The sequence below is a fragment of the Streptomyces sp. NPDC030862 genome, assembly GCF_055571835.1.
The window spans coordinates 476,929-502,564 of record NZ_JBVIEN010000007.1 but is presented as its reverse complement, the minus strand read 5'-3'; the positions used below and the strand labels follow the sequence as shown (position 1 = coordinate 502,564).

General features: G+C 75.3%; 25 protein-coding genes. 19 read left to right on the top strand and 6 right to left on the bottom strand.

Annotated features, from left to right (window positions below; all coding sequences use genetic code 11):
- Positions 1 to 129 precede the first annotated feature (129 nt).
- Positions 130 to 1,128 carry a zinc-dependent alcohol dehydrogenase family protein gene (locus ACZ42X_RS21625; RefSeq protein WP_468292390.1) on the bottom strand — a complete coding sequence of 333 codons (999 nt, stop codon included), beginning with the start codon at positions 1,126 to 1,128 and terminating at the stop codon, positions 130 to 132.
- A gap of 89 nt (positions 1,129 to 1,217) precedes the next feature.
- On the opposite strand from ACZ42X_RS21625, the gene ACZ42X_RS21620 reads away from it, so the two are divergent.
- Complete coding sequence (locus tag ACZ42X_RS21620) at positions 1,218 to 1,535, top strand: ArsR/SmtB family transcription factor (RefSeq protein ID WP_468292387.1); 318 nt, start codon at positions 1,218 to 1,220, stop codon at positions 1,533 to 1,535.
- A gap of 22 nt (positions 1,536 to 1,557) precedes the next feature.
- On the opposite strand, the gene ACZ42X_RS21615 is transcribed toward ACZ42X_RS21620, so the two are convergent.
- On the bottom strand, positions 1,558 to 2,157 hold the full coding sequence (locus tag ACZ42X_RS21615) for an SMI1/KNR4 family protein (protein WP_468292384.1): 600 nt from the start codon (positions 2,155 to 2,157) through the stop codon (positions 1,558 to 1,560).
- A 134-nt stretch (positions 2,158 to 2,291) separates the two neighbouring features.
- Here ACZ42X_RS21615 and ACZ42X_RS21610 point away from each other — a divergent pair, with 134 nt between their 5' ends.
- Positions 2,292 to 2,726 (top strand): cytidine/deoxycytidylate deaminase family protein, encoded by a 435-nt coding sequence (locus ACZ42X_RS21610; protein ID WP_468292382.1) that lies wholly within the window; start codon positions 2,292 to 2,294, stop codon positions 2,724 to 2,726.
- 283 nt (positions 2,727 to 3,009) lie between these two features.
- Here the strand turns inward: ACZ42X_RS21610 and ACZ42X_RS21605 are convergent, their stop codons facing one another.
- Both ACZ42X_RS21605 and ACZ42X_RS21600 read right to left on the bottom strand, forming a co-directional pair.
- Complete coding sequence (locus tag ACZ42X_RS21605; protein WP_468292379.1) at positions 3,010 to 3,609, bottom strand: hypothetical protein; 600 nt, start codon at positions 3,607 to 3,609, stop codon at positions 3,010 to 3,012.
- A gap of 11 nt (positions 3,610 to 3,620) precedes the next feature.
- Positions 3,621 to 4,622 carry a sigma-70 family RNA polymerase sigma factor gene (locus ACZ42X_RS21600; protein WP_468292376.1) on the bottom strand — a complete coding sequence of 334 codons (1,002 nt, stop codon included), beginning with the start codon at positions 4,620 to 4,622 and terminating at the stop codon, positions 3,621 to 3,623.
- Positions 4,623 to 4,799: 177 nt separating this feature from the next.
- Between ACZ42X_RS21600 and ACZ42X_RS21595 the strand changes: the two genes are divergently transcribed.
- The 16 genes from ACZ42X_RS21595 to rfaE2 all read left to right on the top strand — a co-directional run bounded on the left by ACZ42X_RS21595 (position 4,800) and on the right by rfaE2 (position 23,895).
- Entirely contained in the window at positions 4,800 to 6,113 is a 1,314-nt protein-coding gene (locus ACZ42X_RS21595; protein WP_468292373.1) for an MFS transporter, read from the top strand.
- Between the two features lie 83 nt (positions 6,114 to 6,196).
- The gene (locus ACZ42X_RS21590; RefSeq protein ID WP_468292370.1) at positions 6,197 to 7,981 is read left to right on the top strand and encodes an N-acetylglutaminylglutamine amidotransferase; all 1,785 of its coding nucleotides are present in this window, start codon (positions 6,197 to 6,199) and stop codon (positions 7,979 to 7,981) included.
- A complete protein-coding gene (locus ACZ42X_RS21585; protein WP_468292367.1) occupies positions 7,954 to 10,014 on the top strand; it encodes a S9 family peptidase in 2,061 nt (686 codons plus the stop codon). The genes ACZ42X_RS21590 and ACZ42X_RS21585 overlap by 28 nt, the downstream gene beginning before the upstream one ends.
- Before the next feature lie 146 nt (positions 10,015 to 10,160).
- Positions 10,161 to 11,162 carry a glycosyltransferase family 2 protein gene (locus ACZ42X_RS21580; RefSeq protein WP_468292363.1) on the top strand — a complete coding sequence of 334 codons (1,002 nt, stop codon included), beginning with the start codon at positions 10,161 to 10,163 and terminating at the stop codon, positions 11,160 to 11,162.
- Positions 11,159 to 11,707, top strand: coding sequence for a D-glycero-alpha-D-manno-heptose-1,7-bisphosphate 7-phosphatase (locus ACZ42X_RS21575; RefSeq protein ID WP_468292360.1), 549 nt, complete (start codon positions 11,159 to 11,161; stop codon positions 11,705 to 11,707). Before ACZ42X_RS21580 ends, ACZ42X_RS21575 begins: the two co-directional genes overlap by 4 nt.
- Positions 11,704 to 12,714, top strand: coding sequence for a glycosyltransferase family 9 protein (locus tag ACZ42X_RS21570; protein ID WP_468292357.1), 1,011 nt, complete (start codon positions 11,704 to 11,706; stop codon positions 12,712 to 12,714). The genes ACZ42X_RS21575 and ACZ42X_RS21570 overlap by 4 nt, the downstream gene beginning before the upstream one ends.
- The gene (locus ACZ42X_RS21565; protein WP_468292354.1) at positions 12,711 to 13,661 is read left to right on the top strand and encodes a glycosyltransferase family 9 protein; all 951 of its coding nucleotides are present in this window, start codon (positions 12,711 to 12,713) and stop codon (positions 13,659 to 13,661) included. The genes ACZ42X_RS21570 and ACZ42X_RS21565 overlap by 4 nt, the downstream gene beginning before the upstream one ends.
- Positions 13,658 to 14,524 carry a glycosyltransferase family 2 protein gene (locus tag ACZ42X_RS21560; RefSeq protein WP_468292351.1) on the top strand — a complete coding sequence of 289 codons (867 nt, stop codon included), beginning with the start codon at positions 13,658 to 13,660 and terminating at the stop codon, positions 14,522 to 14,524. The genes ACZ42X_RS21565 and ACZ42X_RS21560 overlap by 4 nt, the downstream gene beginning before the upstream one ends.
- The gene (locus ACZ42X_RS21555; RefSeq protein ID WP_468292349.1) at positions 14,521 to 15,417 is read left to right on the top strand and encodes a glycosyltransferase family 2 protein; all 897 of its coding nucleotides are present in this window, start codon (positions 14,521 to 14,523) and stop codon (positions 15,415 to 15,417) included. Before ACZ42X_RS21560 ends, ACZ42X_RS21555 begins: the two co-directional genes overlap by 4 nt.
- 22 nt (positions 15,418 to 15,439) lie before the next feature.
- On the top strand, positions 15,440 to 16,534 hold the full coding sequence (locus ACZ42X_RS21550) for a carboxylate-amine ligase (protein ID WP_361423550.1): 1,095 nt from the start codon (positions 15,440 to 15,442) through the stop codon (positions 16,532 to 16,534).
- 185 nt (positions 16,535 to 16,719) lie between these two features.
- Positions 16,720 to 17,703 (top strand): NAD-dependent epimerase/dehydratase family protein, encoded by a 984-nt coding sequence (locus ACZ42X_RS21545; protein WP_468292347.1) that lies wholly within the window; start codon positions 16,720 to 16,722, stop codon positions 17,701 to 17,703.
- A gap of 97 nt (positions 17,704 to 17,800) precedes the next feature.
- Positions 17,801 to 19,468 (top strand): carbamoyltransferase family protein, encoded by a 1,668-nt coding sequence (locus tag ACZ42X_RS21540; RefSeq protein WP_468292345.1) that lies wholly within the window; start codon positions 17,801 to 17,803, stop codon positions 19,466 to 19,468.
- Between the two features lie 16 nt (positions 19,469 to 19,484).
- On the top strand, positions 19,485 to 20,450 hold the full coding sequence (locus ACZ42X_RS21535) for a glycosyltransferase (RefSeq protein ID WP_468292341.1): 966 nt from the start codon (positions 19,485 to 19,487) through the stop codon (positions 20,448 to 20,450).
- Positions 20,447 to 21,730 carry a glycosyltransferase gene (locus ACZ42X_RS21530; RefSeq protein WP_468292338.1) on the top strand — a complete coding sequence of 428 codons (1,284 nt, stop codon included), beginning with the start codon at positions 20,447 to 20,449 and terminating at the stop codon, positions 21,728 to 21,730. Before ACZ42X_RS21535 ends, ACZ42X_RS21530 begins: the two co-directional genes overlap by 4 nt.
- Positions 21,731 to 21,811: 81 nt before the next feature.
- Positions 21,812 to 22,489 (top strand): D-sedoheptulose-7-phosphate isomerase, encoded by a 678-nt coding sequence (locus tag ACZ42X_RS21525; protein WP_468292335.1) that lies wholly within the window; start codon positions 21,812 to 21,814, stop codon positions 22,487 to 22,489.
- 5 nt (positions 22,490 to 22,494) lie between these two features.
- Positions 22,495 to 23,895 carry a D-glycero-beta-D-manno-heptose 1-phosphate adenylyltransferase gene (rfaE2, locus tag ACZ42X_RS21520; RefSeq protein ID WP_468292451.1) on the top strand — a complete coding sequence of 467 codons (1,401 nt, stop codon included), beginning with the start codon at positions 22,495 to 22,497 and terminating at the stop codon, positions 23,893 to 23,895.
- A gap of 46 nt (positions 23,896 to 23,941) precedes the next feature.
- Here rfaE2 and ACZ42X_RS21515 read toward each other — a convergent pair whose 3' ends face one another.
- Positions 23,942 to 24,238, bottom strand: a complete 297-nt coding sequence (locus ACZ42X_RS21515; protein ID WP_468292332.1) for a hypothetical protein — start codon at positions 24,236 to 24,238, stop codon at positions 23,942 to 23,944.
- A 123-nt stretch (positions 24,239 to 24,361) separates the two neighbouring features.
- Between ACZ42X_RS21515 and ACZ42X_RS21510 the strand changes: the two genes are divergently transcribed.
- The gene (locus tag ACZ42X_RS21510) at positions 24,362 to 25,204 is read left to right on the top strand and encodes an alpha/beta fold hydrolase (RefSeq protein ID WP_468292330.1); all 843 of its coding nucleotides are present in this window, start codon (positions 24,362 to 24,364) and stop codon (positions 25,202 to 25,204) included.
- A gap of 74 nt (positions 25,205 to 25,278) precedes the next feature.
- Here ACZ42X_RS21510 and ACZ42X_RS21505 read toward each other — a convergent pair whose 3' ends face one another.
- The gene (locus tag ACZ42X_RS21505) at positions 25,279 to 25,611 is read right to left on the bottom strand and encodes an RICIN domain-containing protein (RefSeq protein ID WP_468292327.1); all 333 of its coding nucleotides are present in this window, start codon (positions 25,609 to 25,611) and stop codon (positions 25,279 to 25,281) included.
- Positions 25,612 to 25,636: the final 25 nt, after the last annotated feature.

The following is a 25,636-nucleotide window of genomic DNA, read 5'->3' as shown; positions in this document are numbered from 1 at the left end:
CGAACGGCGGGGGGGGGGGGGGTGGAAGGAGGGGAGAGAGAGAAGCCCGACAAGGAAGAACGCGGCCCACCTCCCGCTACGGGCCCCTCCCGCTTCCCCCCCGCGGCCGGTCGCGGTGCGAGCGGTGTGTCAGGTCCCCACGGTGACGACGATCTTGCCGAACTGGACGTTGGACTCCATGTACGTGTGCGCCTGCACGATCTCCTCCAGCGGGAAGAGGCGGTCCACCACAGGGCGCAGGAAGCCGGTGCGCAGGCCTGAGGCGATGAACGCCGTGGCGCGGCGCATCCGCTGCGGGTCCCTGGTGATCTCCAGCATCGTGTACGTACGCAGGGCGACCGCGGGCATGCCGAGGTCGAACCCGGGGTACGGCGTCGGCTGCCCGCTCTGGGCGCCCCACAGGAACAGCGTCCCGTCGGCGGCGACGGCCCGGGCCAGCTCCACGACTCCGGGCCCGGCGACGGCGTCGAAGACGTACTCGGCGCCCTTGCCGCCGGTCAGCGCCAGCACGCGTCCCGCCACATCGTCCTCGTCCGAGACGATGACGTCGGCCGCGCCCTCGTCGAGCAGGCGCTGCCGCTTGGCCCGGCCGCGGGTGACGGCGACGGGCGTGGCCCCCAGGCGGTTGGCGGTCTGGATGGCGGCCAGGCCGACGCTGCTGGAGGCCGCGTTGATCACCACCACGTCTCCGGCCCGTACTCTGCCCACCTCGGCCATCGCGCCGTAGGCGGTGAGGTAGGGCATCCACACCGCGGCGCCGGCCACCGGGTCCGTCCCGTCGGGGCGGGGCATGAGCGCGGCGGCGGGGACGATGGCGCTCTCCGCGTACACGCCGTAGTCGTTGTGCGAGAAGCTCGGTACGACGCTGACGGCCTGCCCCTCCGCGAAACCGGTCACCTCCGGTCCTATCGCCTCGATCACCCCGGCGGCCTCATTGCCGAGCCGTGCGGGCAGCTGCTTGACCGGCTCGATGTAGCGACCGCTGCGGAACAGCCCCTCGGCCCTGTTGAGCCCGATGGCCTCCACCCGGATCCGCACCTCCCCGGGTCCCGGCTCGCCCGGCTCCAGGTCCTCGATCCGCAACACCTCGGGCCCGCCGACCTCGTGGAACCGCACCGTCCTTGCCATGGAACCGTCCTCCCTCTCGGAAACGCGGTTCACCGTGGCACACAAGTTCGACCGCCGTCAAACTTTGATGCCAGTCGTACTATGTCTCCATGGAACGCACGCCGCCCCACCCCCAGCTGTCCGAGGTGACCCTCCAGCAGGTCCTGGAGGCCCTCGTCGACCCGGTACGCCGGAGTGTCGTCACCCGACTCGCCACCGCCGGCGAGGACATCGCCTGCGGCGCCTTCGACATGCCGGTCAGCAAATCCACCGCCACCCACCACTTCAAGGTCCTCCGCGAGGCGGGCCTCATCCGCCAGTACTACGTCGGCACCTCCCGGATGAACGCCCTGCGCCGCACCGAGGTGGAGGAAGCCTTCCCGGGCTTGCTGGACGCGGTGACGGGGGCACGGGAGGAGGCGGGCTGACGCGGGGCGGTCGCCGGCGCCGTCACATCCCGCGGTCCGGGCCGTACCACGGCTCCGGCCGTTCGTCCGGGGGCACCGGAAGCCGGCACAGCCGCACCGGGCCGGGGTGGAACGCCGCACTGTCGGGACCCGCCATGTCCTCGCCGACGAGGTAGCGGTGGAGCCACTCGGCGAAACCCATGTCGTACCGCGCCCAGCCGGCCTCCCCGTCTTCGGTCAGGAGCCAAGCGGCCGCGCCGCCCTCGGTGACGAGGAAGACCGTCTCTCCGCGGTCCGTGCTCGCGATCGGCCACAGCCCGTCGCGGGTACCGAAGCTCAACTCCTTCAGCCCGTACAGCAGCCGCGGGTCCTCGTCCGGGTCCAGGTCGGCCCACGACACGTCGGACCAGGCGCGGACCGTGTCCCGGATCCACTGGCCCAGGTTCCAGCGTTCGGTCGCCGGGTGGTGCAGGTAGAGGTGGTCGTTGAGCCGGACGGGAGCGTACGCGTCCACGAGGGCCCGGTAGTCGGGCGGCAGCCGGACGCCGAGCTCCGCGTGGAGCCGGTCCCAGGCGGCCGGATCCGTGGAGCGGTTCGGCGCCGGGCCGAGCATCGCCATGGCGGCGGTCAGGTGGTCGGTCATGACGTCCCTCACTGGTGTGCGCGCCGTCGGCCGGTCAGCCGGTTCCTGCGGACGGTCCCAGGCGCGGATATTCGCTTGCGGTACCTCGTCACCCGCGTCACCGTCACCTGATGCACCCGACGAGAGCGGAGAAGATGAACAGCCAGCCACACTACGTCGACCACGAGCTCATCCAGGCCGCGGCCGACGTCGCCCGTACGCGCTGCCGGGGTGACAACCACACCATGGCGGCGGCGGCCCGCGCCCGGGACGGCCGGATCGTCACCGCGGTGAACGCCTACCACTTCACGGGAGGCCCCTGCGCCGAGCTGGTCGTCATCGGCACGGCCGCCGCCCAGGGCGCCTACGAGCTGGACACGATCGTCGCCGTGGGCGACCGTGACCGAGGGGTGGTCCCCCCGTGCGGCCGGTGCCGCCAGGTGCTGCTCGACTACTTCCCCGCCATCAGGGTCATCGTCGGCGCGGGCGACCGCATCCGCGCCGTCGCCATCACCGACCTGCTGCCGGAGACCTACGTCTGGGCGGACCACCAGCTGGAGGTCGCGACGGCGCCCCGCAGCGAGGGCTGACGTCATCACGCCCGGGATGGTCGGACACCCCCGGGAGTGGGCGGCCTGATGGACCTCCACGAGCGCAGGCTCCTCGCCGATCCCCGGGAACGCTTCCGCACGTTGGCGGACCGGCCGGAGGTGTTCGGGCTGTAAGAGCGGGTGGTAAGACCGGGCCGTACGAGGAGGAAGGGCAGCTGGTACGGCGGGACCCGGCTTGAGCGCCGCGTCGGGTACGGGGGCGGGGGCAGGGGCCCGCAACCGCCCGGGCCCGAGCCCCGGCCGGGCTCCGGCTCCGGCTCACTCAGCCGAACCAGACCACCAGGCGGACGTTCTCGTCACCGTACTCGGCCGCCAGCGCGCGCATCGACGCCCACACCGGGGCCCAACGGCCGTCCGGCGGCACGATGATGCGGGCCGTGTAGATCACCGGGCGGTACACGGCGCCGTTCAGATGGACCTCACCGTCCGGTGGCCATTCGGACGGGAACAGGTCCTCACCGAAGACCTCCTCCGCCGCGTCGAGCACCTCGACCGGCGGCCAGATCACCTCGTCCAGGACGAGCTCACCGTCCGGTCCCGGTCGCCACACCCCCACACGGTTTCCGTCGGGGCGGTCGCAGACCGGCGCGTCCCAGTCGACGGCCGCGATCTCGGCCCACGTCGCGTACGAGTGGCTGTGGTTGAGTTCGTCCTCCTCTTTCGGCACCTCGTCGCAGGAGTCCTCCGGCCACCCCCGCTGGTCGAACAGCGGCCGGTCCACTCCAAGGCCATCGTTGTAGCCGAACAGGCACTCGCGGGCGTCCCGCGCCTTCCAGAGGTCGAAGTCGAGCAGATCGACCTCCATCTCCCACGCCCCGCCCGCCGTGCGGGCCTCGATCAATCCGTCGATGTACGTCCCCATGGACCGCGATGTTAGGTGCTGTCCGTCCAGGCCAGCAGGGGTATTTCCCCCTCGGGGGCGCGCAGCCGCGCCAGGGCGTGGCGTTCGAGCTGGCGCACCCGCTCGGTGCTGAGGCCGATGTGCTCGGCGACCTGCTTGCGGGTGTGCGGCTCTCCGTCGTGGAGGCCGTAGCGGAGGGTGAGGATCATCGCCTCGCGGGGCGGCAGGGCGCCGATCGCGGCGCGGAGCTGTTCGGCCAGTGCGCGGTACTCGGCGACGTGCGGCGCCTGGAGGACCTCGGTGTCCTCGATGAGGTCGCCGACGACCGTCTCGCCCTCCTCGCCGACCGGGGTGTCCAGGCTGATCGCGTCACGGCCGACGCGGCGCAGCCGGCTGACCTTCGCCGGCGGGAAGCCGGTCGCGGCGGCCACCTCGGCGACGGTCGGTTCGCGGCCGAGGCGCGGTTGGAGGGCGCGTTCGGCGCGGCCGAGCTTGGAGAGGTCCTCCACGACGTGGACGGGCAGGCGTACGGTGCGGGCGTGCTGCGCCAGGCCGCGTTCGATCGCCTGGCGGATCCACCACGTGGCGTAGGTGGAGAACTTGTAGCCCTTGGTGTAGTCGAACTTCTCGACCGCCCGGATCAGCCCGAGGTTTCCCTCCTGGATGACGTCGAGGAAGGACAGCCCGCGCCGGCTGTGCCGCTTGGCCACCGCGACCACGAGCCGCAGGTTGGCGCGGACCATGTGGTCCTTGGCCTGCCGCCCGTCCCGGGCCACGGCCTCCAGGTCGCGCCTGCGCCGCGGCGGCAGGGGGCGGCGCCGGCCCGACGCGGCGGCGGTGTCCGCCTCGTGGAGGAGCTCGTCGGCGTAGACACCGGCCTCGATGCGCTTGGCCAGATCCACTTCCTCCCCGGCGGTGAGGAGCGGGGTCGCGGCGATCTGCGCGAGGTACTGGCGTACGAGATCGGGCTCGTCGTCCGGTCCGCCGGGCTCGCGGCGGTGGACGCGCGGGATGAGCCTCAGGTGCGCGGTCATGATGTCGTCGCCTCCGCCGTCATTCCTACCCGGGGCGGCCGCCGTCACGCGCATCCGAGGCCGGCCCCGGGGTGCTCAATGGCCCAGTCGCGGCGGCCAGGAATGGACCAGGGAGTGGGCCGCTCGGGGGCCTAGGTTGAGGGGTGTTCCCGCCGACGCCTCCGACCGAGGAGCCCCATGTCCCTGCCCACGGAGTCCCTGCCCACGGCGTCCCAGCCCACTGCCCTCTCCGGCTCCCTGCCGCGCCCGCGGCGCTCCGCGCCCCGCGGACTCGCGGTCGCGCAGCTGGTCAACTCCGTCGGTGACGGCGCCTTCTACGTCTCCTCCGCGCTCTACTTCTCCCGGGTCGTGGGGCTCACGCCCGGCCGGATCGGCCTGGGGCTGACCCTCGCCTGGGCGGTCGGTGCGGTCGCGGGCGTGCCGCTCGGGCACCTCGCGGACCGGCGCGGTCCGCGCGGTGCGGCCGTGGCCCTGGCGGCGGCGACCTCCGCGTCGGTCGCGGGCCTGCTGTTCGTACGGTCGTACGCGGCGTTCCTGCTGGTCGTCGTGGCGTACGCGGTCGCGCAGTGCGGGCTCGCGGCAGCGCGGCAGTCGCTGCTGGCGGGGCTCGTGGAGCCCGGCGCGCGGACCGGGGTGCTGGCGCGGCTGCAGGCGGCGGGCAACGCCGGGATCGCGGTGGGCGCGGGGATCGGCGCGGTCGCGCTGCACCTGGACACGCCGGCCGCGTACCTCTCCGTGCTGGCCGTCGACGCGCTGGCCTTCGCGGGGTGCGCGGTGCTGCTGGGGAGGTTGCCGCGGGTCCCCGCCGGTGGGGCGGTGGTGGGCGAGGCCGCCGGGCCGCGGTCGGCGACGGTGTTCCGGGACCGCCCGTACGCGCTGGTCACCCTCCTCAACACGGTCATGCTGCTGCGGATGCCGCTGATCAGCCTGGCCCTCCCGCTGTGGGTCGCGGAGCACACGGCCGCGCCCGGCTGGGCGGTGTCGGCGCTGCTGGTGCTCAACACGGGCGCGGTGATGCTCTTCCAGGTGCGTACGGCCGCCGGGGTGACGGGGCTGTCCGGGGCGGTGCGGGCGGTGCGTTCCGGCGGTGCGCTGATGCTCGCCGCGTGCGGGGTGTTCGCGCTCGCCGCGGGCATCGCGGCGTGGGCGGCGCTGGTGGTGCTGGTGGCGGGGGCGGTGCTGCTGGTGTGGGGCGAGATGCGGCAGTCCGCGGGCGCGTGGCAGATCTCCTTCGACCTCGCGCCGGCCGGGCGGCAGGGCCAGTACCAGGGGTTCTTCGGTATGGGCATGCCGGTGGCGCGGATGGTGGGGCCGGTGCTGCTGACGACGCTGGTCATCGGCGGCGGAGTGGCCGGCTGGCTGGTCCTCGGCGCGCTGTTCCTCGGGGCGGGACTGGCCATGGGGCCTGCGGTGCGGATGGCCGGGCGGCGGGCGGCGGGGATTGCTCCGCGATCAACGGGGAACCCGGGGGGAACCGTTCTTGAGGAGTAAACCGTGACAGACGAGATGGATGGGATGGACGAGATACCGGATACGGCCATACCGGATACGGCCGGCGGCGCGGGGGGTGCCGTATGTGCGGGCTGAGTGGTGAGATCCGGTTCGACGACGGGCGGCCCGATCTGGCCGCCGTCGAGCGCATGACCGACCGGCTGGCCGCGCGAGGACCCGACGGCCGCGGGATGTGGTCGCAGGGCCCCGTGGCGCTGGGCCACCGGAGGCTGAAGATCATCGACCTGTCGGAGCACGGCGCGCAGCCGATGTCCGACAGCGAGGCCCGGCTGACCGGTGTGTTCAACGGGTGCATCTACAACTACCGCGAGCTGCGGGAGGAGCTGCGGGGCCTGGGGCACCGGTTCTTCTCCACGTCGGACACCGAGGTGGTGCTGAAGGCGTACCACCAGTGGGGCACGCGCTGCGTGGACCACTTCGTCGGGATGTTCGTCTTCGTCATCGTGGAGAACGACACGGGCCGCGTGGTGCTGGCCCGCGACCGGCTCGGCATCAAGCCCCTGTACCTGTCGTACGGGACCGGCCGGCTGCGGTTCGCCTCCACGCTGCCCGCCCTCCTCGCGGGCGGCGGCGTCGACACCTCGCTCGACCCGGTCGCCCTGCACCAGTACCTCAGCTGGTCGGCCACGGTGGCGGCCCCGCGTACCGTGCTCAACGGGGTGCGCAAGCTGCCCGCGGCCACGGTGCGGGTGGTGGAGCCGGACGGCTCCTACCGCGACCACCGCTACTGGCAGCCGTCCTACACCCGTCGCCCGGAGCACGCGGGCATGGACGCCACCGACTGGCGGGACGCGGTGCTGGACGCGCTGCGCACGGCGGTGCGGCGGCGGATGGTCGCCGACGTGCCGGTCGGGGTGCTGCTCTCCGGTGGCCTGGACTCGTCGCTGATCGTGGCGCTGCTGGCCGAGGAGGGGCAGCGGGACCTGGCGACGTTCAGCGTCGGGTTCGAGTCGGAGGGCGGGGAGGACGGCGACGAGTTCGCGTACTCGGACCTGATCGCACGGCGCTTCGCCACCGAGCACCACCAGCTGATGGTGCCGTCCGACCGGGTGTCGACGGCGCTGGACAACGCGGTCGCCGCGATGAGCGAGCCGCAGCTGAGCCATGACGTGGTCGCCTTCCACCTGCTGTCGGAGCAGGTGTCGAAGGAGGTCAGCGTCGTCCAGTGCGGGCAGGGCGCGGACGAGGTGTTCGCCGGCTACCGCTGGTACCCGGCGATGGCCGCGGTCCCGCGCGAGCAGGAGCCGGAGACGTACGCCGAGGTGTACTTCGACCGGCCGCACGGCGACCTCGCCCGGATGCTGCGGCCCGATCTGCTGCCCGCGCACGACACCTCGCGCCGTTTCGTGTACGAGCACATGGCGGAGCCGGGCGCCGAGACGGCGCTGGACGCGGCGCTGCGCCTCGATACGCACGTGATGATGATCGACGATCCGGTCAAGCGGCTGGACAACATGACGATGGACTGGGGCCTGGAGGCCCGGGTGCCGTTCCTCGACCACGAGCTGGTCGAGCTCGCCGCGGCCTGCCCGCCGGAGCTGAAGCTCGCCCACGGCGGCAAGGGCGTCCTCAAGGACGCGGGCCGGGCGCTGCTGCCCCATGAGGTGATCGACCGGCCGAAGGGGTACTTCCCGGTGCCGGCCATCATGCACATGGCGGGCCCGGTGTACGAGCGGGTCCGGCAGGCGCTCACCGCGCCCGAGGCGCGGGCGCGTGGGATCTTCCGGGAGGAGTACGTGGCGGAGCTGCTCGCCGACCCCGACGGCCACCGTACGCACCGGGGCGCGAACACCCTGTGGCAGGTGGCCCTGCTGGAGCTATGGCTGCAGACGCACGGCATCGGCTGACCCGCCGGCCGGCCATCGACGCGGCGGCCGCCGCCCCCGGCCCGGTGCCGGTCGCACTGGCCGGGGCGGCGGGGCCGCTGGACACGCCGCAGCCCGTGGTGTCCCACGGGTGCTGGTACCCGTCGGCGGACCCGACCGGCGAACGGGTGGCGTTCCTCTGCGACCGCGGCGGCGTGCCGCAGCTGTGGACCGGGCCGGCGGCCGCGGCCCTGGGCGGGGCCGGGGCCGCCGAGGTGCACCTGCTGGACGCGGATCCGGAGCCCGTGACGGAGGTGGCGTGGTCGCCGGACGGCCGCTGGATCGCGTACACCGTCAACCCGGGCGGCGGCGAGCACAGCCGGGTGCTGTGCGTGCGGCCGGACGGCAGCGACCGCCGGGTCGTCGCGGGCGCCGACGCGGGCAGTTCGGCCTACCTCGGCTGCTGGGCGCGGGACGGCTCGGCCGTCGCGGTCACGGTCGCCGAGCCGCCGTCCGCGTACCGCGACCCGGAGCCGGGCCTGGCGGGCCTGCCCGCCGGGTGGGCGGAGCGGGACGGGCACGCCACGCTGCTGGGCGGCGCCGGACGCGGTGACGTGGGGCACCGGCGCGGCACCCGCGACCGGCTGTCGGCGTACCTGGTCGACCCGGACGAGCCCGGCGCGGCCACGCTGCTGGCCACCGAGACCGGTGCGGCCACGCTGCGCGTGTGCGACCTGAGCCCGGACGGGCGGCTCGCGCTGCTGCGCCGGGGTCCGCGCGTGCGGCGCGAGGCGGTGGTGCTGCGCACCGACGACCTGGGCACGGGCTGTGTGCTGCGGGTCGCGGACGCCGACCCCTGGATCGGCCGCTTCTCTGCGGACGGGCGCACGGCGTGGCTGCGCAGCGACCACGAGCGGGAGTTCGCGGCGCTGCTGGCCGTCGGGCTGGACGAGCGCGGGGAGTTGAAGGACGTCGCGGTCGTCGCGGAGCGCGAGCGGAGCGACCTGGAGCTGCTGTCCTTCCTCGGGGACGGCCGTACGGCCGCGCTGGTGTGGAACGTGCGGGGCGCGAGCGAACTGGAACTGCTGGACGTGGAGTCGGGCCTGCCGGGCCGGCGCGTCGGGCTGCCGCACGAGGTCGTCACGCGGGTCGTGCGCGGTGGCCCGGCCGGGATGGTGCTCGCCCTGTCGGGGTCGCAGCGGCGGCCCGGCGTGTGGTGGGCGGCCGACGGCGGGGCGCCCGTGCGCACGCCGTGGTCGTCGCGGGACGAGGACGCCGTGCCGGCGGGGCGGCCGCCCGTGCGCCCGGTGCCGGTGCGCCTGACGGCGCGCGACGGGCTGGAGCTCGGCGGCTGGTACTACCGGGCGCCCGGGCGCGCCGACACGGACCCGGCGCCGTGCGTGCTCCATCTGCACGGCGGGCCGGAGGAGCAGGAGCGGCCGGTGTTCGAACCGCTGTACCACGAGTTGCTGGGCCGGGGCCTGGACGTCTTCGCGCCCGACGTGCGCGGCTCCTCGGGCTACGGGCGGTCCTTCGTGGACGCCGATCTCGGTACGGGGCGGTTCGCCGCGATCGAGGACGTCGCCGCCTGCGCGGCGCACGCGGTGCTCAGCGGGCGCGCCGACCCGCGGCGGCTGGCCGTGATGGGCCACTCGTACGGGGGCTACCTCACGTTCGCCTCGCTGGTGTGGCATCCGGAGCTGTTCCGTACGGGGATCGCGGTGTGCGGCATGTCGGACCTCACCACGTTCTTCGCGGGGACCGAGCCGTGGCTCGCGGAGTCGGCCGCGCACAAGTACGGCCATCCGGAGCGGGACCGTGAGCTGCTGCGGGCGCTGTCCCCGATGAGCCGGATCGACGCGCTGCGGGTGCCGGTGCTGGCCGTGCACGGGGAGCACGACACGAACGTACCGCCGGGCGAGTCGGAGCAGTTCGTGCGGGCGGCGCGCGAGCGGGGGCTGACGGCGGAGCTGCTGACGCTGCGCGACGAGGGCCACGAGTTCCGGCGGGCGGACAGCCGGCGGCTGTTCCGCCGGGCGGCGGGCGACTGGCTGGAGCGGCACCTGGGCGAGTGAGCAGGGGAACGGCACCTGGGCGAGTGAGCCGGAGCGCGGGCCGGCCGAGCCCCTGCGACGCGCCCTGTATGTGCATAAAGTGAGGGAAGGTGGGCATTCCGTACGTCGCTACGGAACCGATCACCCGGAACTGGAGGCGCAGACGCATGATTCCCCCGCTCGCCTCGTACGCCGTGGTCGTCCCCACCATCGGACGGCCCTGCCTCGCCGACTGCCTCGCCGCGCTCGCCGCGAGCGCGGGCCCCGAGCCGAGTCAGATCGTGCTCGTCGACGACCGCCCCGCGCCGGGCGGCGAGGACCTGCCGCTCGGCGCGCTGGGCCCGCTCGCGGACCGCGCGATCGTGCTGCGCAGCGGTGGGCGCGGCCCGGCCGCCGCCCGCAACACCGGGATCCGCGTGGTGGACGAGCCGTGGACGGTCCTCCTCGACGACGACGTACGGGTGAGCGCGTACTGGCGCGAGCAGCTGGCGCGCGACCTGGCGGAGGCCTCCCCCGACACCGGTGGCGTCCAGGGCGTGCTGGAGGTGCCGCTGCCCGCGGGCCGCCGCCCCACCGACTGGGAGCGCAACACGGCGGGCCTGCGCGACGCGCTGTGGGCGACCGCCGACATGGCGTACCGCACGGAGGCGCTCAAGGCCGTCGGCGGTTTCGACGAGCGCTTCCCGCGCGCCTTCCGTGAGGACGCGGACCTGGCGCTGCGGATCCTCGACGCGGGCTGGCTGATCCGGCGCGGCGAGCGGCGCACCGAGCACCCGGTGCGGCCCGCCGATCGGTGGGTGTCGGTGCGGGTGCAGCGGGGCAACGCCGACGACGCGCTGATGGCGCGGCTGCACGGGCCCGGCTGGTGGGAGCGGGCCTCGGCGCCGCGCGGGCGGATCCGGCGCCATGCGGCGGTCACGGCGGCCGGGCTCGGCGCGCTCGTGCTGGCGGCGGCCGGGCGGCGGCGCGCTGCCGCGCTGACGGCGGCGGGCTGGCTGCTGGGCACGGCGGAGTTCGCGCGGGCGCGGATCGCCCCGGGGCCGCGCACGGCCGACGAGATCCTGACGATGACCGTGACCAGCGCGGTGATCCCGGCGGTCGCGACCTGGCACCGGCTGAGCGGCGCGGTGCGCCACCGGGGGGCCGGGGGCTGGGACGGCACCCTGTGAACCGCCCGGGGCCGCTCCCGGCCGCCGTGCTGTTCGACCGCGACGACACGCTGGTGGTGGACGTGCCCTACAACGGCGATCCGGAGCGCGTGCGGCCCATGCCGGGCGCCCGGGAGGCGCTGCGGATGCTGCGTGACCGGGGCGTGCCGGTCGGGGTGGTGTCCAACCAGTCCGGTATCGGGCGCGGCCTGCTGACCGAGGCGGCCGTACGGGACGTCAACGCCCGGATCGACGCGCTGCTCGGGCCGCTGGACGCCTGGGTGCACTGCCCGCACGCGCCCGAGGACGGCTGCGGCTGCCGCAAGCCGGCGCCCGGCTTGGTGGTCGAGGCGGCGCGGCGGCTGGGCGTCCGGGCCGCCGACTGCGTGGTGATCGGCGACATCGGCGCGGACATGGGCGCCGCGCGGGCGGCCGGGGCGGCGGGGGTGCTGGTGCCGACGGCGCGGACGCTGCCCGAGGAGGTGGCGGTCGCGCCGTGCGTCTGCCCGGACCTGCTGAGCGCGGTGCGGTACGTGCTGGGGAACCACCTGAGGAGGCCGTCATGAGGGCTCTCGTCGTCCGGCTGGACAGCTTCGGGGACGTCGTCCTCGCCGGGCCCGCCGTGCGCGCGGTCGCGCACCGCGCCGACCGGGTGGCGATGCTGTGCGGGCCGCGCGGCGCGCCGGCCGCGCGGATGCTGCCGGGCGTGGACGAGGTGCTGGTCTGGGATGCGCCCTGGGTGGGCTTCACGCCGCCGCCCGTGGACCGGGCGGACGTCGACCGGCTGGTGAACCGGATCGCCGCGGCCCGCGTGGACCGGGCGCTGATCCTCACCTCGTACCACCAGAGCCCGCTGCCGGCCGCGTTGCTGCTGCGGATGGCGGGCGTACGGCACCTCGCGGCCGACAGCGTGGACTTCCCCGGGTCGCTGCTGGACGTGCGCCACCGGCGGGCGCCGCACGCCCATGAGGCGGAGGCGGCCCTGGACCTGGCCGAGGCGGCCGGTTTCCCCCGCCCCCCGGGCGATGACGGGCGGCTGCGGGTCCGCCACGCGGCGGGCGGCGCGCCCGAGCTGACCGGGCCGGAGCCGTACGTGGTGGTCCATCCCGGCGCGAGCGTCGCGGCCCGCCGGTGGAGCCCGGCCCGCTGCGCCCAGGCGGTACGGCTGCTGGCCGCCGCCGGCCACCGGGTGGTGGTCACCGGCGGGCCCGACGAGCGGGAGCTGACCGCGCTGGTCGCGGGGAGGCACGGGCTGGACGTGGGCGGCCGGACACGGCCGCCGGAGCTCGCGGCGGTGCTGGCGGGCGCGGGGGCGGTGGTGACGGGCAACACCGGGCCGGCGCATCTGGCGGCGGCCGTCGGTACGCCGGTGGTGTCGCTGTTCTCGCCGGTGGTGCCCGCGGAGCGGTGGGGCCCGTACGGGGTGCCGCACGTGCTGCTGGGCGACCAGCGGGCGCCGTGCGCGGACAGCAGGGCGCGGGAGTGCCCGGTGCCGGGCCATCCGTGTCTGAACGAGGTCACCGCGGAGGACGTGGTCGCCGCCGTGGAGAAGCTGCTGGAGGCGGACGAGTGAGCCGCCCGGTGCCCCGGGTGCTCGTGCTGCGGGCGCTCGGGCTGGGCGACCTGCTGACGGGTGTGCCCGCGCTGCGGGCGCTGCGGCGCGCGTTCCCGGGGCACGAGACGGTGCTGGCCGCCCCGGCGCAGCTCGCGGAGGTCGCCGCCGCGACGGGGGCGGTGGACTCGCTGCTGCCCGCCTCGGCGCCGGGGCGCGCGGTGCCGGTACGCCTGGACTGGCCGGGCCCGCCGCCCGAGGTGGCCGTGGACCTGCACGGCAAGGGCCCGTCCAGCCATCTGCTGCTGCGCAGGCTCCGCCCGGGGCGGCTGCTGGCGTTCGCCCATCCGGGCACGCCGGAGATCGCGGGCCCGGAGTGGACCGCCGACGAGCACGAACGCACCCGCTGGTGCCGCCTGCTTCAGTGGTACGGCATCCCCGCCGACCCCGGCGACCTGCTTCTCCCGCCGCCGCCGGGCCGCTCCCCCGCCCCGGGCGCGGTCGTCGTCCACCCGGGCGCCGACTCCCCGGCCCGCCGCTGGCCCCCGGACCGCTATGCGGCGGTGGTCCGCGCCCTGCTGGACCGGGGGCATCGGGTGGCCCTGACGGGCGGCCCGGGCGAGGACGCGCTGCTGGACCGGATCGCCGCCCCCGGCCTGGAGGTGTTCCGCGGCGGGCTGCCGTACGCGCGGCTCGCGGCGCTGGTCGCGGGGGCGCGCGCCGTGGTGAGCGGGGACACCGGCATCGCGCATCTGGCGGTGGCGTACGGGACACCCTCCGTCACCCTGTTCGGCCCGGTAGCGCCTGGATTGTGGGGTCCGCCCGAGGGTACGCGGCACGTGGCGTTGTGGCACCCGGGTCCGCCCGGCGATCCCCATGGGCGCGAGCCGGACCCGCAGCTGTTGCTCATCCGTCCGGCCGACGTCCTCAAGGCCCTCTCCGACCATCCGGAGGTGACCCGCCCGTGACCCGCATCAGCGTCGTCGTGATCACCCGCGACCGCCGGGAGCAGCTGCTGCGCACCCTGGAGCGGCTGGCGGCGCTGCCCGAGCGGCCACCGGTGATCGTGGTCGACCACGCCTCCGCGGACGGCACCCCCGAGGCGGTCCGGCGGCTGCACCCGGACGTCACACTGCTCACCCCCGGCCGCAACCTCGGCGCGGTCGGCCGCACCCTGGGCGTACGGCACGCGCGGACGCCGTACGTGGCGTTCAGCGACGACGACTCGTGGTGGGAGCCGGGCGCCCTCACCCGCGCCGCCGACCTGTTCGACGAGCACCCCCGGCTCGGGCTGGTCGCGGCCCGGATCACGGTGGGGCCGGACGGCGGCCCGGACCCGCTCAACGGCATGCTGGCCGCGTCCCCGCTCGGCCGGGCCCCCGATCTGCCGGGCCCGCAGGTGCTGGGCTTCCTGGCCTGCGCGGCGGTCGCCCGGCGCACGGCGTACCTGGAGGCGGGCGGCTACCACCCGGTCCTGTTCTTCGGCGGCGAGGAGACCTGCCTCGCCTACGACCTGGCGGCGCGCGGCTGGGGCGTGTGCCACTGCCCCGATGTGATCGCCGTGCACATGCCGACCGGCGGCGTACGGGCCGGGCGCCCGGCGCGGCAGCTGCGCAACGCCGTGCTGACCGCCTGGCTGCGCCGCCCGCTGCCGGTGGCGCTGCGGCACACCCGCGCTCTGGCCGCCGACGCCCGGCGGAACCCGCAGGCGCGGGCGGCGCTGCGGGAGCTGCTGGAGCGGCTCCCGGCGGCGCTGCGGGCCCGCAGGCCGCTGCCGGCGGCCGTGGAGGCGGCGGCCCGCCGCCTGGATCTGGAAGGAGCCGTGGCGTGAGCGATGCCCGCACGACCGTCGTCGTCATCACCCACAACCGGCGCGAGGAGCTGCTGCGCACCCTCGGCAAGCTGGCGCGGCTGCCGGAGAACCCGCCGGTCATCGTCACCGACAACGCCTCCACGGACGGCACCGCCGAGGCGGTCCGCCGGCTGCACCCGGACGTCACGCTGCTGACCCCCGGCCGCAACCTCGGCGCCGTCGGCCGCAACCTCGCGGTACGCCGGGCCCGTACGCCGTACGTCGCCTTCTGCGACGACGACTCGTGGTGGGAGCCGGGGTCGCTGGGCCGCGCCGCCGACCTGCTGGACCGGCACGAGCGGCTGGTGGCGGTCACCGCGCGGATCCTGGTCGAGCCGGACGGCCGGGAGGACCCGATCGTGGCCGAGCTGCGGGACTCGCCGGTGCCGGGGCCCGGCTGGCTGCCCGGGCCGGCGCTGGGCTCGTTCCTGGCGGCGGCGACCGTGCTGCGCCGGGACGCGTTCCTGGAGGCGGGCGGGTTCCACGAGCGGCTGTGGCTGGGCGGCGAGGAGGAGCTGCTCGCCACGGACCTCGCCACGCGTGGCTGGTGGCTCGCGTACGTGTCCGACCTGACGGTGCATCACGCCCCGTCGCGCGCCCGTGACGCGACGCTGCGGCGCGTACACGGACTGCGCAACACGCTCTGGTTCTGCTGGCTGCGCCGCCCGGTGGGGCCCGCGCTGCGCAGGACGCTGGACCTGGCCCGGACCGTGCCGCGCGACCGGGCGTCGCTGCGCGCGTTCGGCCTGGCGCTGGCGGGGCTGCCGTGGGTGCTGCGGGAGAGGCGGGTGGTACCGCCGCCGGTGGAGGCGCGGCTGGGGGCGCTGACCGAGGCCCAGCGCGAGTCGACGGCGCGGCGTTATGTCGGCTGAGGAGGCGGGTACCCGGCCCTCCATGATCACCATTGGGGTCGAGGAGGAGTACCTGCTGGTCGACCCGGTCACCTGCCTGCCGGTGCCCCGCGCGGAGCAGGTGCGGGCGGCGGCCGGCCTGGAGCCGATCCTCGACGACCAGGAGGTGCAGTCGGAGCTGCTCCAGGCCCAGGTGGAGGTCGCCACCCCGGTCTGTACGGACCTGGAGGAGGTGGGCGGCCATCTGCTGCGGCTGCGGCACGCGCTGGGTTCGGCGGCGGAGAAGAACGGCTGCCGGATCGCGGCCTGCGGCACCGCGCCCTTCCGCGAGACGGCGCCGGTCCCGGTGACCGAGAAGGCCCGCTACCTCGCGATGCGCTCCCAGGCGCCGCAGCTCGTCGCCGAACAGCTGGTCAACGGCATGCACGTGCACGCGGCGGTGCCCGACCGGGAGATGGGCGTGGCCGTCCTGAACCGGATCCGGGTGTGGCTTCCGGTGCTGGTGGCCATGTCGGCCAACTCTCCCCTGTGGGACGGGCGGGACACCGGGTTCGCCAGCTGGCGCACCGTGATCTTCGGCCGCTGGCAGGTGGGCGGGCCGCCGCCCCGCTTCGCCGACCTCGCCGACCACGAGCGGCGGGTGCGCGCCCTGCTGGACTCCGGGGTCATCACCGACACCGGCCAGCTCTACTGGCAGGCCCGGCTGTCCGACAAGTACCCGACGGTCGAGGTCCGCTGCGCGGACGTCCAGCTGCGGGTGGACTCGGCGGTGATGTTCGCCGGTCTCGTACGCGCCCTGATCGCCACGGCCATCCGGGACGAGAAGGCGGGCGAGCCGGTGCCGGAGATCGCGCCCGAGCTGCTCCAGGCGGCGAACTGGCACGCGGCGCGGCACGGGCTGAGCGGGCTGCTGGTCGACCCCGAGGGCACGGCCCGCAGGGCGGGCGACGTCCTCGCCCGGCTGCTGGACACGCTGGCGCCCGCGCTGGCCGAGGCCGGTGACACCCGCGAGGTGGCCGCGCTCGTGCACCGGCTGCTGCAGCAGGGCACCCCGGCGGACCAGCAGCGGCGGGTGCTCGCCGAGGGCGGGCTGCCCGCCCTGGCGGAGCTGCTGACCACGGAGACCGTCGCGCCCTGAGAAGTTCCGAAACCCCCTGGTCAGCGCCCTGCCCAGCGGCGTGAGGGCATCGTTTTCACGCTCCGTGAACCACTCGGACGGCCTATACCACCGCGCCCCGCGCCCCCGTTCGGCCGAGCCTGGTCGCAGACGCAGGGGGGACCGGTACGTCGTCGTCCTCGGTTCGCACGCACGGAGGAGATCGAATGAACACCGCTTCCTCACGCAGCGCTTTCTCCCGCAGCTGGGAGCATGCCGTCGTCACCGGCGGCGCCGGTTTCGTCGGCTCGCACCTGTGCACCGCCCTGCTGGACTCGGGCACGGCCGTCACCTGCGTCGACGACTTCAGCACCGGGCGGCCGGAGAACATAGCCGAGCTGCGCGGCCGCCCCGGCTTCACCGTGGTGGAGGCGAACGTCGCCGAGCCGTTCACCGTCCCGCACGACCCCGACCTGGTGCTCCACTTCGCCTCCCCGGCCTCCCCCGCCGACTACCTGCGCCTCCCGCTGCACACGCTGGAGGCCGGCAGCCTCGGCACCCGCCACGCGCTGGCCCTCGCCCACCGCGCCGGCGCCCGGTTCCTCTTCGCCTCCACGTCGGAGGTGTACGGCGATCCGCAGCAGCACCCGCAGAACGAGCGGTACTGGGGCAACGTGAACCCGGTGGGGCCGCGCAGCGTGTACGACGAGGCCAAGCGGTTCTCCGAGGCGCTGACCACCGCCCACGCGGAGGCGCTCGGCACGGACACCGGCATCGTGCGGCTGTTCAACACCTACGGCCCGGGGATGCGCGGCCACGACGGGCGGGCCGTGCCCACCTTCGTACGGCAGGCGCTGGCCGGGGAGCCGCTCACCGTCACCGGCGACGGCCGCCAGACCCGGTCCCTGTGCTACGTCGACGACACCGTGCGCGGCATCCTCGCGGCGGCCGCCCACGGGCTGCGGGGTCCGGTGAACATCGGCAACCCGGACGAGATCACCATGCTGGAACTGGCCCGGCTCGTCATCGAGTTGGCCGGTTCGGCGTCGGAGGTCCGGTTCATCGAGCGGCCGACGGACGACCCGGCGGTGCGCTGCCCGGACATCACGCTCGCCCGCGACAAGCTGCAGTGGGAGCCGCGCGTCGGCGCCGAGGAGGGGCTGCGGCGCACCATCGACTGGTTCCGCGCCCAGGAGGTCACCCGCGCCTGACCGGCCGCGGACCCCCACGCGAACGCGAACGCCCCACCCCCACCCCCGATTCGCACCCCCGAATCGCACCCCGACTCGCCGAAAGGCCAGGGACGCCATGCGCATTCTCGGAATCAACGCCCTCTTCCACGATCCCGCCGCCGCGCTGGTCATCGACGGACGGACCGTCGCCGCCGCCGAGGAGGAGCGGTTCTCCCGGCGCAAGCACGGCAAGCGTCCGGTGCCGTTCTCCGCGTGGGAACTGCCCGAGAAGGCCGCCGCCTGGTGTCTGGAGCGGGCCGGGCTGCGCCCGAAGGACCTGGACGCCGTCGCGTACTCCTTCGACCCCGAACTCGCCCGCCCGACCGCCGAGATGGGACTGGACGACCCGTGGGACCACCTGCGGATCACCTACGCCCGTGAGGCGCCCGGCTTCCTGAAGACCGCGCTGCCGGGCCTGGACCCGGCCACCGTGCGGTTCGTGCCGCACCACATGGCGCACGCCGCCTCCGGCGCGTTCGCCGCCGAGGGCGCCGACATGTCGTCGGTGCTGGTCCTCGACGGCCGCGGCGAGCGGGCCTCGCACCTCGCGGCGCGCCGCGTCCACGACCGGCTGGAGGCGCTGTACGCGCAGGACCTGCCGCACTCGCTGGGCCTGGTGTACGAGGAGCTCACCGAGCACCTCGGATTCCTGCGCTCCTCCGACGAGTTCAAGGTGATGGCGCTCGCCTCGCACGGCAGGCCCCGGATGCTGCCCGAGCTGCGCCGGTACGTGTACCCCACCGGCGACGGCGGGTTCCACGCGACCGGGGTGCCGTGGGCGGAGCTGTGCCCGCGCCGCCGGCCCGACGAGGCGTGGACGCAGGACCACGCGGACATCGCCGCCAGCGCGCAGGCCGTGCTGGAGGAGACGCTGCTGGACCTGGTGCGCTGGCTGCACGGCCAGACCCACGACCGGGTGCTGACGCTCGCCGGGGGTGTGGCCCTCAACTGCGTGGCCAACTCCCGCATAGCCCGCGAGGGCCCCTTCGACCGGGTGTGGGTGCAGCCCGCGGCCGGTGACGCGGGCACCGCGCTGGGCGGCGCGCTGCTGCTGGCCGCGGGCGGCGGGGACGACCCCGCGCCGATGCCCGGTGCCGACCTGGGGCGGGAGTGGTCGGACGCGGAGCTGGGCGCTTGGCTGAAGACGGCCGCGGTGCCGTTCGACCGGCCGGCGGACATCGCGCAGGCCGTGGCGGAGGCGCTGGCGGACAACCAGATCGTCGCCTGGTTCCAGGGGCGTTCGGAGTACGGGCCGCGGGCGCTGGGCCACCGGTCGCTGCTGGCGCACCCGGGGCACGCAGGCAACCTGGAACGGCTCAACGACGTCAAGGGGCGTGAGCAGTTCCGGCCGGTGGCGCCGATGGTGCTCGCCGACCGGGCCGCCGAGATCTTCGACGGCGTCCTGCCGAGCCCGTACATGCTCTTCGTGCACGACGTGGCGCCCGAGTGGCGCGACCGCATCCCGGCGGTGGTGCACGTGGACGGCACGGCGCGCATCCAGACCGTGGACCGGCAGGCCGAGCCGCTGGTGGCGCGGATGCTGAGCGAGTTCGAGCGGCTCACCGGGCTGCCCGTGGTGGTCAACACCAGCCTCAACACGGCCGGGCGGCCGATGGTCGACGACCCGCGCGACGCCCTGGAGTGCTTCGGCTCCTCCCCCGTCGACCTGCTCGCCATCGGGCCGTACGCGGTCCGGCGCGGCGCCTTCTTCTCCGACGACGCCTCCCGGCGCCCGTCCCGGTGACGGCGGGAGGGACGGCATGAACATCCTGCTGTGGCACGTGCACGGTTCCTGGACGACGGCGTTCGTCCAGGGGCCCCACACCTACCTGGTCCCCGTGACCCCCAACCGCGACGCGGACGGGCTCGGCCGGGCACGCACCTTCTCCTGGCCCGACTCCGTACGGGAGGTCACGCCCGAGGAGCTGCGCGAGGCGCCGGTCGACCTGGTGGTCCTCCAGCGGCCCCACGAACCCGCCCTCGCCGAGCGGTGGCTCGGCGGGCGGCGGCCGGGACGTGACATACCGGCCGTCTACCTGGAGCACAACGCGCCGGACGGGAACGTGCCGGAGACCCGGCACCCCTTCGCGGACCGCGACGACCTGACGCTGGTCCACGTCACCCACTTCAACCGGCTGTTCTGGGACAACGGCTCGACCCGCACCGAGGTGATCGAGCACGGGATCGTCGACCCCGGCCACCTGTACACCGGCCGGGTCGCACGGGCCGCCGTCGTCGTCAACGAGCCGGTGCGACGCGGCCGTTACACCGGTACGGACCTGCTGCCGGCGCTGTCCGAGGCGGCGCCGCTGGACGTCTTCGGGATGCGCACCGAGGGGCTGGCCGCCCACCTGGGCCTGCCCGAGGAGCGGTGCCGCACCGCCGACCTGCCGCAGCGCGAGCTGCACGCGGCGATGGCCGAGCGCCGGCTGTACCTGCACCCGGTGCGCTGGACGTCGCTGGGGCTGTCGCTGCTGGAGGCCATGCACCTGGGCATGCCGGTGGTGGCCCTGGCCACCACGGAGGCCATCGAGGCCGTGCCGCCCGGTGCCGGGACGCTCTCCACCCGGCCCGAGGTGCTGGCGCGGGCGGCCCGCCGCTATCTGCACGAGCCGGAGGCGGCGGCCGAGGACGGGGCGCGGGCGCGGCAGGCGGCGCTCGAACGGTACGGACTCAAGCGCTTCCTGGACGACTGGGAGCGCGTGATGACGGAGGTGCGCTCATGACATCGGCATCCACATCGGCACCGCTGGGCGGCGACGGCACCCTGGGCGGAACCGGGCCGGGGGCCCTCTCCATCGCGCTCGTCTCCGAGCACGCCAGTCCCCTGGCCGCGCTCGGCGGCGTCGACGCGGGCGGCCAGAACGTGCACGTCGCGCGCCTGGCGGGCGCCCTGGCGGACCGCGGCCACCGGGTCACCGTCTTCACGCGGCGCGACGCCGCCGATCTGCCCGACCGGGTGCCGCTGCGCCCCGGTGTGGAGGTGCGCCATGTTCCCGCCGGCCCCCCGGAGCCGATCCCCAAGGACGAACTTCCGCCCCACATGCCCGCGTTCGGCCGCTACATGGCCTGCGAGTGGCGGGGCCGGCCGCCCGATGTGGTGCACTCGCACTTCTGGATGTCGGGCGTCGCCTCCCTCCAGGCGGTCCGCGGGCTGCGGGTGCCGCTGCTGCACACGTACCACGCGCTCGGCACGGTGAAGCGGCGGCACCAGAGGGACGCCGACACCAGCCCGCCGCAGCGCGTCGCGTGCGAGCGTGAGGTCGGCATGGGCTCCGACCGGGTGATCGCCACCTGCCACGACGAGGTCCTCGAACTGGCCCGGATGCTCATCCCCCCGGACAAGGTCGCGGTCGTGCCGTGCGGCGTCGACACCGACCAGTTCCGGCCCGACGGGCCGGTCGCCGAGCGGAACCCGGCCGTGCGGTACCGGCTGCTCCAGCTGGGCCGGCTGGTGCCCCGCAAGGGCGCCGCCGTCTCGGTCGAGGCGCTCGGCCGGCTGCCCGACGCGGAGCTCGTCATCGTCGGCGGCCCGGCGCCGCACCTGATCGACCAGGACCCGGAGGTACGCCGGCTGCGCGAGCTGGCCCGGGACGTCGGCGTCGCCGACCGCGTCCGCTTCACCGGCGGCGTGGGCAGCGAGGACGTACCGCCGCTGCTGCGCAGCGCCGACGTGGTGCTGTGCCCGGCGGACTACGAGCCGTTCGGCATCGTGCCGCTGGAGGCCATGGCCTGCGGCCGGCCCGTCGTGGCCAGCGCCGTGGGCGGCCAGCTCGACACCGTGGCCGACCCGGCGACCGGCCGACTCGTCCCGCCCCGCGACCCCGAGGCGCTGGCCGCCGCGGTCGCCGACCTGCTCGCCGACCCCGAGCGGCGCGCCGCGTGCGGCGAGGCCGGGCGGCGGCGGGTGCTGAGCCGGTACGGCTGGGCGCGCGTCGCGACGGCCACGGAGGCGGTGTACGGCGCGGTGCTCGCCGCGCGGAACGCCGTGACGGAGGTGGCCTGAGTCCCCTTGCCCGCTGGTGATCCTTCGAAGGAGGTGCGGGACCGGCCGTCGTCCACCCGGACGCGGTACGCCCGAAAGCCCATGACAGGTCCGACAGATCCCCTTGCTTCTCTCGCACTCGAGGCCGCGCGGCACCACTGCCAGTCGCTGCAGGACGCGCTCGGCCGCTTCCGCCGGCAGAACCTGGACCGGATCGTTCAGTGGGGCGGCGAACTCGCCGCCGTGCTGCCCGTGGGCGGCCGGCTGCTCGCCGCGGGCAACGGCGGCAGCGCCGCACAGGCCCAGCACCTCACCGCCGAACTGGTCGGCCGCTACCAGGAGGAGCGGCCCGCCTACTCCGCGATCTCGCTGCACGCCGAGACCTCCAGCGTCACCGCGATCGGCAACGACTACGGCTTCGACCAGGTGTACGCCCGCCAGGTCGCGGCCCACGGCCGGCCCGGAGACGTCCTGGTCCTGCTCTCCACCTCCGGCCGCAGCGCCAACCTGATCGCGGCGGCCGTCACCGGCCGGGCGGCCGGGCTGCGGGTGTGGGCCCTCACCGGCCCCGGGCCCAACCCGCTCGCCGAGGCGGCCGACGAGGCGCTCAGCGTCGACGCCGACTCCACGGCGACCGTCCAGGAGGCCCATCTGCTCGCCGTGCACCTGCTGTGCGAGTGCTTCGACGCGGCGGTCGCACCGGTGGCCGAGGCCGCCGGGCGGCCGTCGCGGGCGGCGGGCGCGGCGGCGCCCGTCGCGGCCCATCGGAGGATGTCATGACCGGACTGACCGGACGCAAGCCCCTCGTCGTCGTCGGCGACGTACTCCTCGACGAGGACATCGAAGGCGTCGCCAGCCGGCTCGCGCCGGACGCCCCGGCGCCGGTCGTGGACGTCACCGGAGACCAGCGCCGCCCGGGTGGCGCGGGCCTCGCGGCGGCGCTCGCCACCCGGGGCGGCCGTGACGTGGTCCTCGTGACCGCGCTCGGCGACGACCCCGCCAGCGAAGCCGTACGCCGCTCCCTGCGCGGCCGCGTCCGCGTCGTGGAGCTGCCGCTGAACGGCACCCTGCCCGTCAAGACGCGGGTGCTCGCCAGTGGCCGGCCCCTCGTACGCATCGACCGCGGCGGCGGCGATCCCGGCGAACCCGACGGCGCCGTGCGCCAGACCCTCGCCGACGCGCAGGCCGTGCTCGTCGCGGACTACGGGCGCCACACCGCGAGCGCGGTACGCGAGCACCTCGCCGCCGTCGCCCCCAAGGTGCCGGTGGTCTGGGACCCGCACCTCAAGGGCGACGCGCCGGTGCCCGGCTCCCGCATCGTCACGCCGAACGCCGCGGAGGCCCGCGCCCTGTGCCGCGGCGACGGCGACTCCCTGCGCGCCTACGCCGAGCGCGGCGCCGATCTCGCCGAACGGTGGCGCGTGGCCACGGTCGCCGTGACCCTCGGCGAGCGCGGCGTCCTGCTGACCCGGCCGGGCGCCGGTACGCCGATGCTGGTCCCGGCGCCGTACCGCGCGGAGGGCGACGCGTGCGGCGCGGGCGACTGCTTCGCCGCCGCGACGGCCGCGGCGCTCGCCGACGGGGCCCTGCCGGAGGAGGCCATCCAGCAGGCGGTCGCCGAGGCGGCGGCGTTCGTCGCGGCGGGCGGCGCGGGCAACCCCGCCCTGTGGCGTACGCCGCCGCCGGCCCACGCCCGCGAGCTGCCCGAGACCGACGCCTTCACGCTGGCCGAGCGCGTCCGCGCGCAGGGCGGCACGGTCGTCGCCACCGGCGGCTGCTTCGACCTGCTCCACGCGGGGCACGTCGGGCTGCTGGAGAGCGCGCGCGGCATCGGCGACTGCCTCATCGTCTGCGTGAACTCCGACGAGTCCGTCGCCCGCCTGAAGGGCCCCGGCCGCCCGCTGAACCCCCTCGCCGACCGCGTCCGCGTCCTCGCCGGGCTCGGCAGCGTCGACGCGGTCGCGGTCTTCGACGGCGACACCCCCGTGGAGCTGCTGAGCCGGCTCCGCCCGGACGTCTGGGTCAAGGGCGGCGACTACTCCGCCGAGGACCTCCCGGAAGCGGACACCCTCCGCACCTGGGGCGGCCAGGCGGTGGTCCTGCCGTACCTCGACGGCCGCTCGACGACGCTGCTGGCCCGCCGCGCGGCCGAAGCGGCGACGCCGATCCGGCCCCCGGGCCGGTGACGGGCGTGCGGGGCGGGGTGCCGGACGGGCCCCGCCCCCGCACGCGTCAGACCGTGGGGCGACGGCGGGCGCGGAGCTTGTGGACGCCCTTCACGGCGTAGACGGCGGTCACGAGCGCGAAGCCGACGGGGGCGAGCCAGAACCAGGATTCCGTGACCACGACGCTCAGCAGGAGGCCGCCGAAGAGGAGCAGGCTGCCGACGGTCTCCAGCAGGTCGAAACGCGCCGTGGAGCGCACCGCGGGGTCGGTGCCGCCCATCCGGCGGACGATGGGCACGAGGGCGAGCGCCTGCAGGACGGCCAGGCCGACGAGGGTCCACAGGAGCCAGTCGGGTATGTCCACGCCGCGCACTGTACCGCCCGCCCTGCCGCTGCTCGCTCCCCGCCTTGGAGCGATGAGTTCGGGCGGCGGCGAGGGTCTGCCCTGACATGACCCACCTCACCGCCGGCATCGGAGCGTGATCCGATGACCACTGTCCACGTCGATGACATCACCTTGGGCGTCGAGTCGTTCGGTGACGACGACGCTCCGCTCGTCCTGCTCGCGGGCGGGACGACGATGCTCTCCTGGCCCGACCCGCTGTGCGAGCGCCTCGCCGCCGGCGGACGCCGTGTAGTGCGCTACGACCTGCGGGACAGCGGGGAGTCGACGACGGCGAACCCGGAGGCGCCCGGCTACACCCTGCGGGACCTCGCCGCCGACGCGGCCGCCCTCGCCGACGCGCTCGGCGGGCGGCCCGCGCACCTCGCGGGTATCGGCGTCGGCGGGATGGTCGCCCAGGTGGCCGCCCTCGACCATCCGGGCGCCTTCTCGGCGCTCACCCTGGTCGGCACGCGTGCGGTTGCGCCCGGCCCGCCCGACGGCGACCTCCCCGACCACGACCAGGTGACGATGCGCCGGCTGTTCGCGCGTCCCATGCCCGACTGGACCGACCGCGAGGCGGTCGCGGAGTTCGCCGCCGCCGGCGCGGAGATCCTCGGCGACGACCCCGCCGCCGCGCGCGCAGTCGCCGCACGCGTCTGGGACCGCACGCCCGGCGCCACACCCCCGGTCCACATGGCCAACCAGCTGGGCATGGTGTTCGCCAGGCTGGACTGCGCACCCCGCTGGCGCGAGCGCCTGCCCGCGATCGAGGTTCCCACGCTGGTCGTCCACGGCCGCCGCAACCGGTTCTTCCCGGTCGGCAACGGCGAGGCGATCGCACGCGAGATCCCCGGGGCACGGCTGCTCGTCCTCGACGACGCCGCCACGGCGATCCCCGACGCGGCGGTCGGCGAGGTGACCGAGGCGATGCTCGCCCTCGGGTAGGGGACGGCCGCGCCCGCGCCAGGGCCTCGCCACCGACGGCACACTTCGCCGTCGGTGGCGTGCCGGTCTACGGGTTACGACAGCTGGTTCCACAGCTGGTTGTCGCCGTAGTGGCACCCCCACTGCGTGGCGTCCGTTCCATTGGCCGTACTCCAGCCGGGCATCTCCAGGCACTTGCCACTGTGGTGGTTCTGGAGGTACTCGATCTTCCCGGACCACCCCATCCCGCCCCACTGCTGGTTCGCGCCGCCCGTGCAGTCCCACTGGCGGCCGACCGCCCGGTCGCTGGTGCTCCAGTCCGCGATCTCGAGGCAGAGCCAGCTGTGCGCGTTCTTGAGGTGAATGCCCTCCAGGGCAAGGCGCTTGTCATAGCCCCCAGGGCGGAGGCGTTCGAGGCGGCAATCCACTCCTCCGGTGTCTCCCCGGCTTCCC